Below are 15,491 nucleotides of genomic sequence, written 5' to 3'. Positions count from 1 at the left end.
AGGAGCCTGGGCCTCGTCATGTCCCGCTTTGGCCGGTACATTGGCCGGGGCTTTGAGTGTATCGGCAGATTCAGTTTCTTTGCTTTGCATGGCAGAACCTCGTGTTGGCCAAGTGTTATGCCAGTTTGAGCAAACTGAGCACCAGGCATCCGTGCGCGAGCGTGGATTCGCGGATCTGAAATTGTCCGGCGGGAAGCTCTATGCGCCGTTCGAATCGTCCGTAGGGGATTTCAATGCGCCGGATATGGGCCATGGCGGGCGCCGGCATGGGGCGTTCGCCCACGACGCCCAGGTAGCCGTTTTCGATGACGACCTTGACTTGGTCGGGCGCAACGCCAGGCAGTGCGACCAGCACGGTAAGCTGGCTGTCTGTTTCGAAGATATCGGCGGGGGGTTCCCAGGTGGGGCCGCGCGCGGGGCCTTGGGCCAGCCGGAAGAATTGCCGGTGCAGGCGGTCGGCTTGCTCGAGCATGGTGACTGCTTCGGCCCACATGGTGCTGGCCGGCTTGCGATATGTCATGGATTGCATCCTTGTCATTGGGCGCGAGCGCGGCGGCGCGGATTGGAGGTGCCGGTGCTGCAAAAGAATGGCGGTACCGCATGCATATTGCCCGCGTCGTTTCTCGCCTTACAGGATTAATATTAGAAGCAAAAGAGATCCGTTGCAATCGAGGCGCGGCATTCGTATACTTTGCCCCGTAGGTCTTCGCGGCACAGCTTTGTGCATTGCTCCGTCCTGTTAAAGGTGTTTCATGACCGCCCAGCTAAAAATCGATTTCGTATCCGACGTTTCTTGCCCATGGTGCGCTATCGGCTTTGGCTCGCTGGAAAGCGCATTGGATCGGCTCAAGGACGAAGTGCGGGTTGATTTGCACTTCCAGCCCTTCGAACTGAATCCGCAAATGCCCTCCGAAGGTCAGGAAATCATCGAGCATCTGGCCGAGAAATACGGCTCTACCCCAGACCAGATCGCGCAAACGCAAGCAGCCATTCGCGCGCGCGGCGAGGGCGTGGGATTTAAATTCGGCGCGCGCCATCGTATTTACAATACTTTCGACGCCCACCGCCTGTTGCACTGGGCCGAGCTCGAGGGCCGCCAGGTGGAATTAAAGCGCGCTTTGCTGCAGGCCTACCATGGCAATGGCGAAGACCCCAGCTCGCACCAGGTGCTGGTGCGTCTGGCCGTCGAAGCCGGCCTGGACGCCGCGCTGGCCCAGGAAATTCTCTCGTCCGGCGCCTACGCCACCGAGGTGCGCGAGCGCGAACAGTATTATCTGAATCACGGCATCAATTCGGTGCCGGCCATCATCATCAACGGCAAGCACCTTATACAGGGCGGCCAGCCGCCCGAAGTGTTCGAGCAGGCCTTGCGCCAAATTGCCGGGCAAGGCCCTGAAGAATAAGCCTCTTGGGGGGCTGCGCCAAGCCGCGTCTTTATTGTTCGGCCTGGCCCGCGTATTCGATAATAAGCTGGGCTGAAACCCGGCCGTTCCATACATTGCGATCCAGCCGGTAAGCCGCGTCGATATATTCAGGCAGCATCTGCGCATGGTTGAACCATATAGCGTCGAAGCGCTGGTGGCCCCGCTCCAGGCTAAGCTTCAGGTGCTTGTCCTTCAGCATGCGCTGCTGGCGAACGAAAAAGGTATCGCGAAAAATCGGCGCCGGAAAGCCGGCGCCCCACACTTGCTGTTGCAGCAGTTCGGCAACTTCGGCATTGGCGTAGCCGCTTTCAAGGCCGCCGTCGGTTTCGATGACAGGGTCGAAGCTGGACTGTCCGCTTAGCTCCTGGACCGCGGCGTCGAAGCTTTCGATGAACTGCGCGTAAGCGTCTTCCCTGAGGGTAAGGCCCGCCGCCATGGCGTGGCCGCCGAACTTGAGAATAATGCCGGGATTGCGTTTGGAAACCAGATCCAGCACATCGCGCAGATGCACGTCGGGAATGGAGCGGCCCGACCCGCGCAGTTCGCCGGTAGCCGAACGGGCAAAAGCCAGGGTTGGGCGCCAGTAGGTTTCTTTCAGGCGCGAGGCGACCAGGCCCACCACGCCCTGGTGCCAGTCGGGGTGGTAGACGCACACCGAGGCCTTGATGACGGGGTCGCTTTGGTCGATGGAGGCCAGGGCTTCCTCGCGCATGGTGGTTTCAATGCCTCGGCGCTGCTGATTCATCTCGTCCAACTGGCGGGCCAGTTGCAGCGCCAGGATATCGTCGTCGGTGATCAGGCAGTTGATGCCCAGGCTCATGTCGGCCAGGCGGCCGGCCGCATTGATGCGCGGGCCCAGGGCGAAACCCAGGTCGAAGGCGCTGGCCTCGCGCGGTTCGCGCGCGGCCACCGCAAACAAGGCGCGCAGGCCCGCTTGCATCCGGCCCGAGCGCATTTTTTGCAGGCCCTGGGTAACCAGCAGACGGTTGTTGGCATCCAGCTTGACGACGTCCGCCACGGTGCCCAGCGCCACCAGGTCGGCCAGGTTGTCCAGGCGAGGTCCGCCGTCGGGTGTAAAGACGCCGCGCCGGCGCAGTTCGGCGCGCAGCGCCAGCATCAGGTAAAAGATGACGCCGACGCCAGCCAGGTTCTTGGATGGAAATCCGCAGCCGGGCTGGTTGGGATTGACGATGGCCAGCGCGGCGGGCAGGGTGTCGCCCGGCAGGTGGTGGTCGGTAACCACGACCTGCATGCCGGCGTCCATGGCAGCCTGGACGCCGTCGACGCTGGCTATTCCGTTATCGACGGTAATCAGGATGTCGGGTTTGCCGGCGGCGTGCGCCGCAGCCAGCTTGACGACCTCGGGAGACAGCCCGTAGCCCGTTTCAAAGCGATTGGGCACCAGGAAGTCGACATCGGCGCCCATGGCCCGCAGCGCCCGTATGCCGACTGCACAGGCTGTTGCACCGTCGCAATCGTAATCGGCGATGATAAGCAGGCGCTTGCGTGCGCCGATGGCGTCGGCCAGTACGGCAGCCGCCTGTTCGCCCTGGGTAAGCTGGCCGGGGGGAATCAGCGCCGACCATTTAAGCTGGGTCTCGGTGGCCTGTTTGACGCCGCGCGCAGCCCAGAGTCGCGCCAATAGCGGGTGGATGCCCGCAACTTCCAGAGCGCGGGCGGCTTCAGGGTACGAGGGACGGGTACTTAGCTTTGGGACGACCACCAGGTTCTCCATGCTTGATTGCGTTGCGGCAAAAGCCGGCTTAACAGGCTTTTCGGACGAGGCGCGATTTCGGCTTTGCGGTCGCGCCCCAGAAGGACTATTTTGGGCGCGGGAGATGTCCCGGCCAAAGGCTTGAAAACGGTTTGCTCCAGTTCGGCAAGGGCGGCTATCCAGCCGCCCCAATCCTGCGCAAGACTGGGCGCCAGCAGGTGTTCATGAATTTGCGCCGGTGCGGCGGCCGCGCTGCCCAGCTGGTCGGGACTGGCGCCGCCGAACAGCCATAGACTGTTGACCGGCACCAGTCCGGCAGCATAGCGTTCGGCGTTAACCGGATGGTCGTACCACAGCATCTGCAATTCATTAAGCAGGCGGCGCCACGGACGGGATTGCAAGTCCTGGGGCCACCATTCGTTGACCGATGTGATGCTGACCAGCGCCGGGCTGGCGCAGCGCGGCGCAAAATCGGACGGCAAATAAATGCGCCAGCGTGCCGTACTGTCGGGTTGCAACGCAAAGCCGGTGCCTTCGAATAGCGCTTGTGCCGATTCAAACAGGGCGGCGTTGTGCTGTGGGCTTATATCCAGCTCTTTGGCGGGCAGCAATACCGCGCCATCGCGCGAGGGCGAGACATGTACGAGCTCGGCCAGCCAGACGGGCCGGTCACGTTGCGTAACGTTATTTGCGTTATTTGCCCATAAGGGGCCCAAACCTGCGCTAAGATTCTGTCCATCGCGTTTGGTGTAGTCTCTGGACTGCAACAGCCATTGCTCCAGTGGCGTGCATCCCGCGGCCGCGGGATCGGCGGCATGCACGGAGGCATGGCCTTGCTGTAGCCAGCGTGCCAGTGTTGGTGCCGTTTCCAGAACATGGGGAAGTAGCGCGGATGCTGCGTTTGGGTCGGGCAGCGCGCCGGGTAGTACGATTTGCATACTTTGATTGTAGTGTTAATGTGAAACGGTGGCTTAACAATAATGTCTTATGAATTCTGGATAGGGGCGCGCTATGCGGGCCTGGCGCGCGGCCGGGGCCTACGCTTACGCCGCGACCGCTTTGTGTCGTTCATTGCGGCGACCTCCATGGCCGGCATCGCCCTGGGCGTGGCCGCGCTTATCGTGGTGCTGTCGGTCATGAACGGTTTTCAGACTCAGGTGCGCGACCGCATGCTTTCGGTGCTGCCGCATATCGAACTCTATGTACCGCGCGCTGCCCCCGAGCAAGTCTTGCAGCATTGGCAGCAATTGGCCCAGGACGCCGAAAAGAACCCCGAGGTCAAGGGCGCGGCGCCCTTTGTGGCGGCGCAGGCCATGCTGGCGCGCGGCGACGCCCTCAGCGGAGCGCAAATCCGGGGCATCGATGCAAAGCTTGAACATGCGGTTTCGGACATCAACCAGCAAATGACGGAAGGCCGGCTCGATGCCTTGACGGCCGGCGGCTTCGGCATCGTGCTGGGTAATCAACTGGCCGGCACCCTGGGCGTGAGCGTGGGCGACACGCTGATGGTACTGGCTCCGCAAGGGTCGATTTCGCCCGCCGGATTCACGCCGCGGATGCGCCAGTTCACGGTTGTCGGCATTTTTTCCTCTGGCTATTACGAATACGACGCTTCCCTGGCTTTTGTGAATTACGAGGACGCGGCCAAAGTGTTTCGCGATGGCGGCACCAGCGGGGTGCGGCTGCGTATCGCCGACATGCAAAAAGCGCCCGTCGTTGCAAGCGAACTGAGGACCACCATGCCGCCGTATGTGCGTGCCAGCGACTGGACGCAAAGCAATCGAACATGGTTTGCCGCCGTCCAGACCGAAAAGCGCATGATGTTTCTCATTCTTGCCTTGATCGTCGCGGTGGCGGCCTTCAATCTTCTGTCGTCGTTGGTCATGGCGGTCAAGGACAAGCAGTCCGACATCGCCATCTTGCGCACGCTGGGCTCGACACCCGCAGAGATAGCACGCATCTTTCTGGTGCAAGGCTCGCTGATAGGCGTGGTGGGTACTCTGCTTGGGGTGGGCCTGGGCATGCTGCTGGCCTATAACATTGATGTCATTGTGCCGTTCATCGAGCGCATGCTGGGCGTACAGTTTTTGCCCCAGCAAATCTATTTCATCAGCGAACTGCCTTCCAACCCGCAGTCGTCCGACATCATCGCTATTGCGGTGACCTCTTTGGTGTTGTCCTTGCTGGCTACGCTTTACCCCAGTTGGCGGGCTTCCCGCCTTCAACCCGCACAGGTGCTGCGCCATGACTGAAGTCGAATCCAACCATGTATTGGCTGCCAGGAACCTGGTCAAGTCCTATGACGAAGGCGGCGCGCCGATTCACGTGCTGCGCGATGTCAGCCTGCATGTCGCGCGCGGCGAGATGGTGGCCATTGTGGGGGCCTCGGGTTCGGGTAAAAGCACTTTGCTGCATACCCTGGGCCTGCTCGATGAGCCCAGCTCGGGATCGGTCTATGTCGACGGCCAGTGCGCCGCCGGGCTTTCCGAAACCGAACGCAGCCGCATGCGCAACCGCAGCCTGGGCTTTGTCTATCAGTTCCACCACCTGCTGATGGAGTTTTCGGCCCTGGACAATGTGGCCATGCCCCTGATCGTGCGCGGCGATAATCGCAAGCAGGCGCGCGAGCAGGCACGGGACGTGCTGGCTCAGGTGGGGCTGGGCGCGCGCGAGCATCATTTTCCAGGGCAGTTGTCGGGCGGGGAACGCCAACGGGTGGCCTTGGCGCGTGCGCTGGTTACGCGTCCGGCTTGCGTGCTGGCCGACGAACCCACAGGCAACCTGGACCGTTACACTGCTGAAAGCATGTTCGAACTGCTGGTACGCGTCAATAAGGAATTCGGCACGGCGTTCGCCATCGTCACGCACGATCCCGCGCTGGCCATTCTGGCGCACCGGCAATTGTTCATGGACAAAGGATGCCTGGTCGATACGGAGGTGTAGCATCAACTTATGCTGATCGATACGCATTGCCATCTGGATGCGTCCGAGTTCAATGAGGACAGGACGCAGGTCATAGCCCGTGCGCAAAGCGCGGGCGTCAGAGCCGTTGTGATCCCTTCGGTGGAGCGTGCCAATTTCGACACGGTACGCAGCCTGGCGCATTCTTTTTCGGGCGGCTTTTATGCACTGGGCATACATCCCATCTTTGTGCCGCAGGCGGACGAGTCCGATCTGCTGGTTCTTGATGCGCAGATCAAGGCTTCGCTCGGCGATCCGCGCTTTGTCGCCATAGGCGAGATAGGGCTGGATTTTTTCATACCTGCCCTGGCCGAGCCGGCCATGCGCGCCAGGCAGGAAATGTACTACACCGCACAGCTGGATCTGGCTTTGCATTACGACTTGCCGGTGTTGCTGCATGTGCGCCGCTCGCAAGACGTGCTGCTCAAGCATTTGCGCCACCGGTCGCATATAGGCGGCCTGGCGCACGCGTTCAACGGCAGTTTTCAGCAGGCGGCGCAGTTCATTGATCAGGGTTTCGCACTGGGCTTGGGCGGGGCCATGACATTCGAGCGGTCGCTGCAAATACGGCGCCTGGCAACGCGCTTGCCGCTGGAGGCGCTGGTGCTGGAAACGGACGCGCCCGATATACCGCCCGCATGGCTGGGAACGAAGCAGACGCCGTCGCGGCGCAACGAGCCGGCGCAGGTGGCAGGTATCGCCGATGTGTTGTCCGAGTTGCGCGCGCTGCCGCGCGTGCAACTGGATGATGCGCTAGCGACCAATGCGCGCCGGGTGCTGCCGCGCCTGGCCGCAGGCTTGACGGCTACTTGAGCGCCTTGGGATCGAAGCCCGCCGCACGCTTGTAGCGCAGCGAAATTTCCTGGAGCTCGCTTTCAGGGACGACATCGTGGATATGCTTGAAGCCGCCCGGTGCGCGCTCGTGCGCCAGCTGCATGACCTGCTCGGGACCATTGAGGCGGTTTTTCAAGATGATGCCTGTCGTCGTGGGCAGGCGGTCGGCCTCGTATTCCTTGAGCGCCAGCTCGATGCTTTTCTGGCCCTTGGCCTGGACTTCCTGGAGTTTGTCGGCCATGTGGCGTGCGTCCAGGATAGCCTGGGCCGAGCCGTTGGAACCGATCGGATAGAGCGGATGGGCGGCATCGCCGATAAGCGAGGCGCTGCCATGCGACCAGCGCGGCAAGGGGTCTTTGTCGACCAGCGGGAATTCGTAAATGGTCTGGGCGCCGTCGATGAGGGCGGGAATATCTATCCAGTCCCATTTCCACGACTTGAAGGCATCCGCGAAAACCGATTTGTCGACCATGCGGTTCCAGTCGGTGGCCGGCAGGTCATGGGCGTCGACCTTGAGTTCGGCAATCCAGTTGATGGGCGCCTTGCCGCCGTCGGCAGCGCTTGACGCAAGCGGGTAGGCGACGAACTTCTGGTCTTGATAGCCGGCCATGAACATGGTTTTGCCATCCAGGTATGGGTCTGCCAGGGTAATTGCGCGCCACAGGATGCGGCCCGAAAAGCGGAACTTGTCGCCTTGCGGGTAGAACATTTTGCGCACGGCGGAATGGATGCCGTCGGCACCGATAAGCACATCGGCGCGAACCTGTTCGCGACGGTCGTTGTTGCGGTCATGGAAGGTGGCAACGATACCGGCATCGTTTTGCTCCATCGTTTCAAACGACATGCCGGTATGCAAATGCTGTTGGCCAAGGCGGTCTTGCACGGCCTTGGCCAACAGCATTTGCAATTCGCCCCGGTGTATGGACAGTTGCGGCACAGGATAGCCGGCAGCCAGTCCGCGCGGCTCTTGCCAAATTGTCTGGCCGTGCTTGTTGTAATAGTGCAGGGCTGAAGTAAGCACTGCCCTGGAACTTAGCGCGTCAAGCAGGCCCAGTTGGTTCATCTCGTTGGCGGCATGCGGCAGCAGGTTGATGCCTACGCCCAGCGGCTTGATCTCGCGCACGCTTTCGTAGACGTCGCATTCGATGCCGCGTTTGTGCAGCATAAGGGCCAAGGTCAGGCCGCCGATGCCTGCGCCTACGATAATGACTTTCACGTTGTTCTCCCGTTCATGAGGCTGGTCGCTCTTCCTGGTTAGCTTTTCCAGGGCAACAGATAATAACAAACTGAACGTACAAGCCGCTGTCGCGGATTTGTCGCGCAGGGCGGTCTGCACCCGGCGGGAAACCCTATGCTGTCCTTTTTTTGGAGGGCGTAGTGACAGGGCGCGTGAGCATACTGGCATTTTTGCTTGCCTCGGGTGCCGTGCAGGGCTTGCCTTGTCTGCCGCGCACGCAAACGCTTGGGTTCGCCATGGCTGTATTGGCCGCGCTTTCGCTGGCTTCGCTGGCGGCGCCTCCGGGTCGGCGTCGCATCTTGTCCTGGCGCTGGCTGGTTCCACTATGGGCGGCCTGGTTCGGCCTGGCCTATACGGTTGCCATGGCCCAGCAGAGGTTGGCCGACGAATTGACCGAAGACAATCAAAACAAGGTCGCGCGTGTGGTGTTGCAAGTGGCCGGCCTGGTCCGCCTGGACGCCGATAGCCGTATGTTCGAAGCCGACGTCATTTCGTCCCGCCCAACTGGCGTGCCGTCGCGCATCCAAGTGTCCTGGGGTGCGCCGGGCCATTCCGGCCCCTACGGGCGCTTCAATGCCCCGGCTTTCGATTTTCCCGAGCTTGCGCCGGGGCAGGTATGGCGTATGACCTTGACCTTGAAGCGTCCGCACGGCGCCCGCAATTTGCATGGCTTCGACTACGAGGGCTATCTTTTTGCGCAAGGCATCCGGGCGACGGGCAGTGTGCGGGGCACGCCGGTGTTGCTCGAAGACCGGCCCTGGGCCAGTCTGCCCATCGCCGCCCAGCGCATGCGACACCGGGTACGGACGGCGGCAAGCCCTTTTCTGGAGGGCATGCGTTATGGTCCGGTGCTGCTGGCATTGAGCATCGGCGACCAGGCGGCGATAGACGCCGCGGACTGGCAGGTATTCAACCGTGCCGGCTTAAGCCACCTGATTGCAATCAGCGGGGGCCATATCACGATGATAGCCGCGGTCGGCGGACTGACAGCATTCTGGTTGTGGCGCCGAGCACGGTGGAACCGGCGCATGCTGGCGGAATATATACCGGCTCAAATCGTGGCGGCGCTGGCCGCGCTGGGGGTTGCCTGGCTGTATTGCCTGCTGGCGGGCTGGGGCGTGCCGGCGCGGCGCACCTTCCTGATGCTTGCGGTGTTGGCGCTGGCGCATATTTTTCGGATGAGGCTTGCGGCGTCCCGGGTGTTGTGCCCGGCAGCGCTGGCAGTGGTGCTGCTGGACCCCTGGGCGATGCTGGCCAGCGGCTTCTGGCTGTCTTTCGGCGCGGTGTGGGTATTGATGGCCAGCGGCGCATGGTGGGGGCGGCAGATGCGTAAAGCAGGGCGCTCGCGGCTGCGGGCCGCCTGGCTTTTTATTGTTTCGGCAACGGCTTTGCAACTGGCGATAACCGTGGCGCTTTTGCCTTTGCTGGCTTTGCTGTTCAACGAGGTCTCCTTGGTCTCGCCCCTGGCCAATGCGTATGCCATTCCGTTGGTGACCTTGCTGGTTACGCCTTTGTCGCTGCTGCTGGCCCTGCTTGCCTTTATTCCGGGGCTGGAATTTGCCGCCGCGTGGGCGGCCTGGCTGGGCCATGCCGTGCTCGAGGCATTGATGCATCCTACGGTATGGCTGACCCGGCTTGAATTGGCCAGCGTCAACGTTGCGGCCGCGCCTGCCTGGATGAGCCTTGCCGCCGTGCTTGGCCTGTTGGCGGCCATCCTGCCTTACGGCTTGCCGATGCGCCACGCCGCTTGGCTGTTGATGCTGCCGGCTTTGTTCTGGCGCCCCGAGCGCCCGTCGGCAGGCGGCTGGAATCTGCATGCTTTGGATGTCGGTCAGGCCGCGTCGTTTGTCGTACAAACGGCCAATCACGTCCTGGTGTTCGACACCGGGCTGCGCAGCGGTCCACAATCCGACGCCGGCGCGCGCATCGTCTGGCCCTTCTTGCGGGCTCAAGGCGAAAACAATATCGATGTGCTGGTGGTCTCGCACGCAGATATCGACCATGCGGGCGGCGTCCGCAGCCTGTTGGCCGCCGCGCCCGTGAAGCAGTCGTACAGCTCGTTCGATTTGCAGGCCTACCTGAAGCGGGAGGCCGGTTTGCTTGGACTGCCAGGGCAGCTGCCGTCTTTGCCGCTGGCCATGACGGCGTGCGAGTATGGCGCGGCCTGGCAGGTTGACGGCGTGGCGTTCGAGTTCTTGTGGCCGTTGCGAACGGAGCCGAATAAAGCGCGCAAGGGCAAGTCGCGCAAGTCCAATGATCGCAGCTGTGTACTGCGCATACGCGGGCGGCATCACTCCATTTTGCTGACCGGCGACATTGCCGCGGCGCAAGAGCGCGCCTTGCTGGATCGCGGGCTTGCCGGTGTGGATGTGGTGGCGGTGGCCCATCATGGTTCGCTGGGCTCGTCCGCCGTGCAATTCGTGAACGGCGTGCAGGCAGGCCATGCCATCGCGCAGGCGGGCGCATGGAATCGGTACGGTCATCCCCATCCCAAGGTTCAGCGGCGGTGGGAGGATGCGGGCGTGCAATTCTGGCGTACCGACCGGGATGGCGCAGTACAGGTTCAGTCGCGTAGCCAGGGCCTGGTCGCGCAAAGCGTGCGCCATATGCGCAAGCGCTATTGGCAGGGCCGCTGACCGCAAAAGGCGTAAGCCTTGCATTGGTCCGGCCCATACGGCGTTAGAATAGCAAGTACAAAGGCAGCAAAGACCAGTGCAACTTCTTACCCGGAAGGAGCAGTCATGAGCTTACAACCTCCTTTGGCCCTGTATGTGCCCGAGCCCGCCGGGCGTCCGGGCCATCCCAGCGACTTCTCGTATTTGCGGCTGGCGCCCGCCGGCCAGGCGCGCCGGCCTCCTGTCAATTCATCCGCTGCCGAACTCACCGACCTGGCCTATACGTTGATCCGCGTGCTCGACGACGAAGGTTGCGCCGTGGGGCCATGGGTGCCCGACGTGGACACCGATGTTCTGAAAACCGGCATGCGCGCCATGATGAAGACGCGCATGTTCGATGCGCGCATGCTGATAGCCCAGCGCCAGAAGAAAATGTCGTTCTACATTCAGTGCCTGGGGGAGGAAGCCGTGGGCGTCGCGCAGGCGCTGGCGCTGAACCTGGACGATATGTGTTTTTGTTCGTACCGCCAGCAAAGCATCCTGATGGCGCGCAATGCGCCGCTGGTCGACATTATCTGCCAGCTGCTGTCCAACGAAAACGACAGGCTCAAGGGCAGGCAACTGCCGGTGCTGTACTCCATGCGCGATTTCGGTTTTTTTACGCTGTCAGGCAATCTGGCGACGCAGTTCATCCAGGCGGTGGGGTGGGCCATGGCGTCGGCCATCAAGGGCGACACCCGCATTGCCTCGGCGTGGATAGGCGACGGGGCAACGGCCGAGTCCGACTTTCATTCGGCCTTGATATTCGCCCACGTGTATCGTGCGCCTGTGATTTTGAATGTGGTCAACAACCAATGGGCTATTTCGACCTTCCAGGCCATAGCCGGCGGCGAAGACACCACGTTCGCAGCGCACGGCATAGGCAGCGGCATTGCTTCCCTGCGGGTCGACGGCAATGATTTCCTGGCAGTCTATTCCGCCTCGTGCTGGGCGGCGCAGCGGGCGCGCAACAATATCGGCCCGACCTTGATCGAATGGGTCACTTACCGGGGCGGCGCGCATTCCACTTCCGACGACCCCTCGCGCTACCGGCCCGAGAACGATTGGGAAAATTTTCCGCTGGGCGACCCGATTCCGCGCCTGAGAAAACACCTTGAGCGCCTGGGAGCCTGGTCGGAACAAGAACATCAGCGTGTTGCAAAGGAACTTGAAGCTGAAATCGCCGCGGCCCAGAAAGAGGCTGAAAGCCATGGTTCGCTGGCGGCGGGGCGCACGCCCGATGTGGCCTCCATGTTCGAGGACGTCTATAAAGACATGCCCGCGCATTTGCAGCGTCAGCGCGCGCAGCTTGGAGAATAGCCATGGCGGCCCAGACAGACGACCTGAAGCAAACTGCCGCCATGACCATGGTCCAGGCTTTGCGTTCGGCCATGGACATCATGCTGACGCGCGACGAGAACGTGGTGGTGTTCGGCGAGGACGTGGGGTTTTTCGGGGGTGTGTTTCGCTGCACCGAGGGGCTGCAGGAAAAGCACGGACGCACGCGGGTGTTTGATGCACCGATATCGGAAAGCGGTATTGTCGGTGCGGCCGTCGGCATGGCGGCTTACGGCTTGCGCCCGGTGGTCGAGATCCAGTTTGCCGACTACTACTATCCGGCCATGGACCAGATCGTTTCCGAAGCCGCGCGCTTGCGCTACCGCTCGGCCGGCGAGTTCACCTCGCCCATGACCATACGCATGCCTTGCGGCGGCGGGATATTCGGCGGCCAGACCCATAGCCAGAGCCCGGAAGTCCTGTTTACGCACGTCAGCGGGCTACGCACCGTCATGCCTTCCAATCCGTTTGACGCCAAAGGCTTGTTGATAGCGGCTATCGAAAGCGACGATCCGGTTATTTTTCTTGAACCGAAACGGCTGTATAACGGGCCGTTCGACGGCGATCACGACAAGCCCGTCGTGCCCTGGTCGGGTCATCCGCTGGCCGACGTACCCCTGGGATATTACTCGGTGCCGCTGGAGTCCGCCGCGGTGTTCCGCCCAGGCCGCGCCCTGACGGTGTTGACCTACGGCACCATGGTGTTCGTGGCGCAAGCCGCGTGCGAGCTATCTGGCATCGACGCTGAAATCATCGACCTGCGCAGCCTTTGGCCGCTCGACCTGGACACACTCGTGAAGTCGGTAAAGAAGACCGGCCGTTGCGTTGTCGTGCATGAGGCGACACGCAGCAGCGGCTTTGGCGCGGAACTGGCGGCCCTGGTTCAGGAGCACTGCTTTTATCATCTTGAAGCGCCGATAGAACGGGTGGCCGGCTGGGACACGCCGTATCCGCATGCGCAGGAGTGGGCCTATTTTCCCGGACCGGCCCGCCTGGCGGCGGCATTCAAGCGCAGCATGGAGGCCGCCTGATGTCGACACATATAATCAAGGTGCCTGATATCGGCGAAGGCGTGGCCGAGGTAGAAGTCATCAAGTGGCATGTCCGCGTGGGGGACGATGTCGTCGAAGACCAGGGCCTGGCCGACATCATGACCGACAAGGCCGCGGTGGAAATACCGTCGCCGGTGCGCGGCAAGGTGGAGCAGATCAACGCCAAGGAAGGCGAGGTCGTGGCGGTCGGCTCGGATCTGCTGCGGATCGCCATATTGGACGACGCCCCGGCCCCGGCGGATGAAACAGGCAAGAAGCAGGGCAACGGTATCGCGGACAAGCCCTTGGCTTCGCCTTCTGTACGGCGGCAGGCGCGCGAGGCCGGCATTGCACTTGGCGATGTGCAGGGCAGCGGGCCGGACGGGAGGGTGCTGCACGAGGACCTGGATGCCTGGGTTCGGACCGGGCCGGATAGCGGGCCAAGCGCTGAAGGCGGCAAGGAAGCGCGGCCAGGCAAGGTGCGTGTCATGGAAGCAACAACCGGCTTGCAAAAGCCCATGCCGGGCAATGACCAGGTCAAGCCGGATGAGGGCCTGGTTACGCCGGTGACAGGGCTGCGCCGAAAAATCGCCCAGAACATGCAGCGAGCCATGCAGCATATTCCGCACTTCAGCTATGTCGAAGAAGTCGACGTCACCGAACTCGAGGCTTTGCGTGTGCGCTTGAATGGCTCCTGGGAACAAGAGCGCGGCCATTTGACGCTGCTGCCTTTCGTGCTGCGCGCCATGGCGCTGGCCGTGCGCGAATATCCGCAAGTGAATGCGCGGTACGACGATGCGGCGCAGACGCTTACGCATTACGGCACGGTACATGCCGGCGTTGCAATGCAGACCGCGGAGGGTCTGGTGGTACCGGTGCTGCGCGGTGTCGAAGGGCATGGGCTTTGGTCTTGCGCCGCCGAGATCGCACGCATGGGCGAGCTGGCGCGTACGGGCAAGATCACGCGCCAGGATCTGGGCGAAGCCACAATCAGCCTGACCAGCCTGGGCGCGCTGGGTGGCATCGTATCGACGCCCATCGTCAATTACCCTGAAGTGGCAATTGTCGGCCTGAATAAGATCGTCCAGCGCCCCATGGTTGTTTCAGGCCGTATCGCAGTGCGCAAGATCATGAATATCTCGTCTTCGTTCGATCATCGCATCATCGACGGGGCATACGCCGCGGGGTTCATCCAGGCGGTGCGCGGCTATCTGGAATGCCCGGCGACGCTGTTCCTGGAGTAAGCCGGTGCGGCCAGCTTTGGAAACGCAACAGGCCGCTACCCCTTGGCAATCTCCTCGCCGGTAGGCACGATGGGCTTAATCGGTTTACCATCGATTCTTTGCTCCCGCCAGGAATTGCCATGTCCGAACCACGTCTCAAGTATGTAATGTGCGCAAGCCCCGCCGGCACGCATCGCATGGCTTATTGGGAATGGGGCGATCCGGCCAATGGCGACGTGCTGTTGTGCGTGCATGGGCTTACCCGTACCGGCCGGGACTTCGACGACATAGCCCGGACCCTGTGCGACAGGTTCCGGGTGGTTTGCCCCGATGTGGTCGGTCGGGGCAAGTCCGATTGGCTGGTCAATCCGTCCGGCTACTCCGTGCCCCAGTATGTTTCCGACATGCTTACCCTTATCGCGCGCCTGGAGCCTTCACGGCTGGATTGGCTGGGAACCTCGATGGGTGGCTTGATCGCACTGGGACTTGCCGGCGCCTTGGCCATGTCGGCCGCCCAGCGCCCGGATCGCGGCGCGTTCGGCCTGGCGCCCGAACAGACAGTGCGTTTGAACAAGCTGATTCTGAACGATGTGGGCCCGCAACTGAGTATCGACGGCTTGAGCAGAATCGTCGAGTACGTCGGCAAAAGCCCTCAGTTCGATAGTTTTGCGCAGGCCGTGGAGTATGTGCGTTCGGTTTCCGCCGGCTTTGGCCAGCATACGCCGCAGCAATGGGAGCAACTGACCCGCCATGTGTTCAATCGCCAGGGCGACCACTGGATCAAGCACTATGATGTGCGCATGGCCGAGCCCATGGCTTTACAAAGCCCTGCCAGCATCGAGGCGGCCGAACTCGTGTTATGGGCGGCATACCAAAGCATTGCCGCGCCTATACTTATCATCCGGGGCGAACAATCCGATTTGCTCTCGCCCGGGGCCGCACAGGAAATGCTGGAGCGCAATTCAAATGCGCGCCTGGTGCAGTTTCCCGATGTGGGACATGCGCCTACCCTTCAATCACAAAGCCAGATACAGCCCATCGTGCAGTTTTTGCTGGACGACTGAACCGGCAGGAA

At 62.0% G+C, this 15,491-nt stretch carries 13 protein-coding genes; 9 read left to right on the top strand and 4 right to left on the bottom strand.

All coding sequences use genetic code 11. The annotated features are described in order from the left end of the window. Positions 1 to 115: 115 nt before the first annotated feature. Positions 116 to 520 (bottom strand): Hsp20/alpha crystallin family protein, encoded by a 405-nt coding sequence (locus DFR37_RS07365; RefSeq protein ID WP_113932588.1) that lies wholly within the window; start codon positions 518 to 520, stop codon positions 116 to 118. Between the two features lie 232 nt (positions 521 to 752). On the opposite strand from DFR37_RS07365, the gene DFR37_RS07360 reads away from it, so the two are divergent. Further along, on the top strand, positions 753 to 1,403 hold the full coding sequence (locus DFR37_RS07360; RefSeq protein ID WP_113932587.1) for a DsbA family oxidoreductase: 651 nt from the start codon (positions 753 to 755) through the stop codon (positions 1,401 to 1,403). A gap of 31 nt (positions 1,404 to 1,434) precedes the next feature. On the opposite strand, the gene recJ is transcribed toward DFR37_RS07360, so the two are convergent. Both recJ and DFR37_RS07350 read right to left on the bottom strand, forming a co-directional pair. Beyond that, complete coding sequence (gene recJ / locus DFR37_RS07355; protein WP_113932860.1) at positions 1,435 to 3,147, bottom strand: single-stranded-DNA-specific exonuclease RecJ; 1,713 nt, start codon at positions 3,145 to 3,147, stop codon at positions 1,435 to 1,437. Next, positions 3,129 to 4,076 carry a hypothetical protein gene (locus DFR37_RS07350; protein ID WP_113932586.1) on the bottom strand — a complete coding sequence of 316 codons (948 nt, stop codon included), beginning with the start codon at positions 4,074 to 4,076 and terminating at the stop codon, positions 3,129 to 3,131. The genes recJ and DFR37_RS07350 overlap by 19 nt, the downstream gene beginning before the upstream one ends. 42 nt (positions 4,077 to 4,118) lie before the next feature. Between DFR37_RS07350 and DFR37_RS07345 the strand changes: the two genes are divergently transcribed. Genes DFR37_RS07345 through DFR37_RS07335 form a run of 3 tightly spaced genes read left to right on the top strand, consistent with a single transcriptional unit; the run spans position 4,119 to position 6,912 of the window. Further along, on the top strand, positions 4,119 to 5,390 hold the full coding sequence (locus DFR37_RS07345; RefSeq protein ID WP_113932585.1) for a lipoprotein-releasing ABC transporter permease subunit: 1,272 nt from the start codon (positions 4,119 to 4,121) through the stop codon (positions 5,388 to 5,390). Continuing rightward, entirely contained in the window at positions 5,383 to 6,081 is a 699-nt protein-coding gene (locus tag DFR37_RS07340; protein ID WP_113932584.1) for an ABC transporter ATP-binding protein, read from the top strand. The genes DFR37_RS07345 and DFR37_RS07340 overlap by 8 nt, the downstream gene beginning before the upstream one ends. A gap of 9 nt (positions 6,082 to 6,090) precedes the next feature. Beyond that, on the top strand, positions 6,091 to 6,912 hold the full coding sequence (locus DFR37_RS07335) for a TatD family hydrolase (protein WP_113932583.1): 822 nt from the start codon (positions 6,091 to 6,093) through the stop codon (positions 6,910 to 6,912). Here the strand turns inward: DFR37_RS07335 and DFR37_RS07330 are convergent. Continuing rightward, positions 6,905 to 8,149 carry a flavin-dependent oxidoreductase gene (locus DFR37_RS07330; RefSeq protein WP_113932582.1) on the bottom strand — a complete coding sequence of 415 codons (1,245 nt, stop codon included), beginning with the start codon at positions 8,147 to 8,149 and terminating at the stop codon, positions 6,905 to 6,907. The genes DFR37_RS07335 and DFR37_RS07330 overlap by 8 nt on opposite strands. A 161-nt stretch (positions 8,150 to 8,310) precedes the next feature. Here DFR37_RS07330 and DFR37_RS07325 point away from each other — a divergent pair, with 161 nt between their 5' ends. The 5 genes from DFR37_RS07325 (at position 8,311) to DFR37_RS07305 (ending at position 15,480) form a co-directional block, all read left to right on the top strand. Then, complete coding sequence (locus tag DFR37_RS07325) at positions 8,311 to 10,806, top strand: DNA internalization-related competence protein ComEC/Rec2 (protein WP_113932581.1); 2,496 nt, start codon at positions 8,311 to 8,313, stop codon at positions 10,804 to 10,806. 105 nt (positions 10,807 to 10,911) lie between these two features. Then, entirely contained in the window at positions 10,912 to 12,144 is a 1,233-nt protein-coding gene (locus DFR37_RS07320; RefSeq protein WP_113932580.1) for a 3-methyl-2-oxobutanoate dehydrogenase (2-methylpropanoyl-transferring) subunit alpha, read from the top strand. 2 nt (positions 12,145 to 12,146) lie between these two features. Further along, complete coding sequence (locus DFR37_RS07315; protein ID WP_113932579.1) at positions 12,147 to 13,193, top strand: alpha-ketoacid dehydrogenase subunit beta; 1,047 nt, start codon at positions 12,147 to 12,149, stop codon at positions 13,191 to 13,193. Further along, the gene (locus tag DFR37_RS07310; protein ID WP_113932578.1) at positions 13,193 to 14,437 is read left to right on the top strand and encodes a dihydrolipoamide acetyltransferase family protein; all 1,245 of its coding nucleotides are present in this window, start codon (positions 13,193 to 13,195) and stop codon (positions 14,435 to 14,437) included. Before DFR37_RS07315 ends, DFR37_RS07310 begins: the two co-directional genes overlap by 1 nt. Before the next feature lie 119 nt (positions 14,438 to 14,556). Beyond that, complete coding sequence (locus tag DFR37_RS07305) at positions 14,557 to 15,480, top strand: alpha/beta fold hydrolase (protein WP_242341758.1); 924 nt, start codon at positions 14,557 to 14,559, stop codon at positions 15,478 to 15,480. Positions 15,481 to 15,491: the final 11 nt, after the last annotated feature.

This window comes from Eoetvoesiella caeni, assembly GCF_003315175.1.
Classification (GTDB): Bacteria; Pseudomonadota; Gammaproteobacteria; order Burkholderiales; family Burkholderiaceae_B; genus Eoetvoesia; species Eoetvoesia caeni.
The sequence above is the reverse complement of the archived record's forward strand: the minus strand, read 5'-3'. Positions and strand labels throughout refer to the sequence as shown.

Coding starts and splice junctions, on each gene's coding strand:
- DFR37_RS07350 (WP_113932586.1), bottom strand. CDS start 4,076: ATGCAAATCGTACTACCCGGCGCGCTGCCCGACCCAAACGCAGCATCC.
- DFR37_RS07310 (WP_113932578.1), top strand. CDS start 13,193: ATGTCGACACATATAATCAAGGTGCCTGATATCGGCGAAGGCGTGGCC.
- DFR37_RS07335 (WP_113932583.1), top strand. CDS start 6,091: ATGCTGATCGATACGCATTGCCATCTGGATGCGTCCGAGTTCAATGAG.
- DFR37_RS07365 (WP_113932588.1), bottom strand. CDS start 520: ATGACATATCGCAAGCCGGCCAGCACCATGTGGGCCGAAGCAGTCACC.
- DFR37_RS07345 (WP_113932585.1), top strand. CDS start 4,119: ATGTCTTATGAATTCTGGATAGGGGCGCGCTATGCGGGCCTGGCGCGC.
- DFR37_RS07360 (WP_113932587.1), top strand. CDS start 753: ATGACCGCCCAGCTAAAAATCGATTTCGTATCCGACGTTTCTTGCCCA.
- DFR37_RS07340 (WP_113932584.1), top strand. CDS start 5,383: ATGACTGAAGTCGAATCCAACCATGTATTGGCTGCCAGGAACCTGGTC.
- DFR37_RS07305 (WP_242341758.1), top strand. CDS start 14,557: ATGTCCGAACCACGTCTCAAGTATGTAATGTGCGCAAGCCCCGCCGGC.
- DFR37_RS07315 (WP_113932579.1), top strand. CDS start 12,147: ATGGCGGCCCAGACAGACGACCTGAAGCAAACTGCCGCCATGACCATG.
- DFR37_RS07320 (WP_113932580.1), top strand. CDS start 10,912: ATGAGCTTACAACCTCCTTTGGCCCTGTATGTGCCCGAGCCCGCCGGG.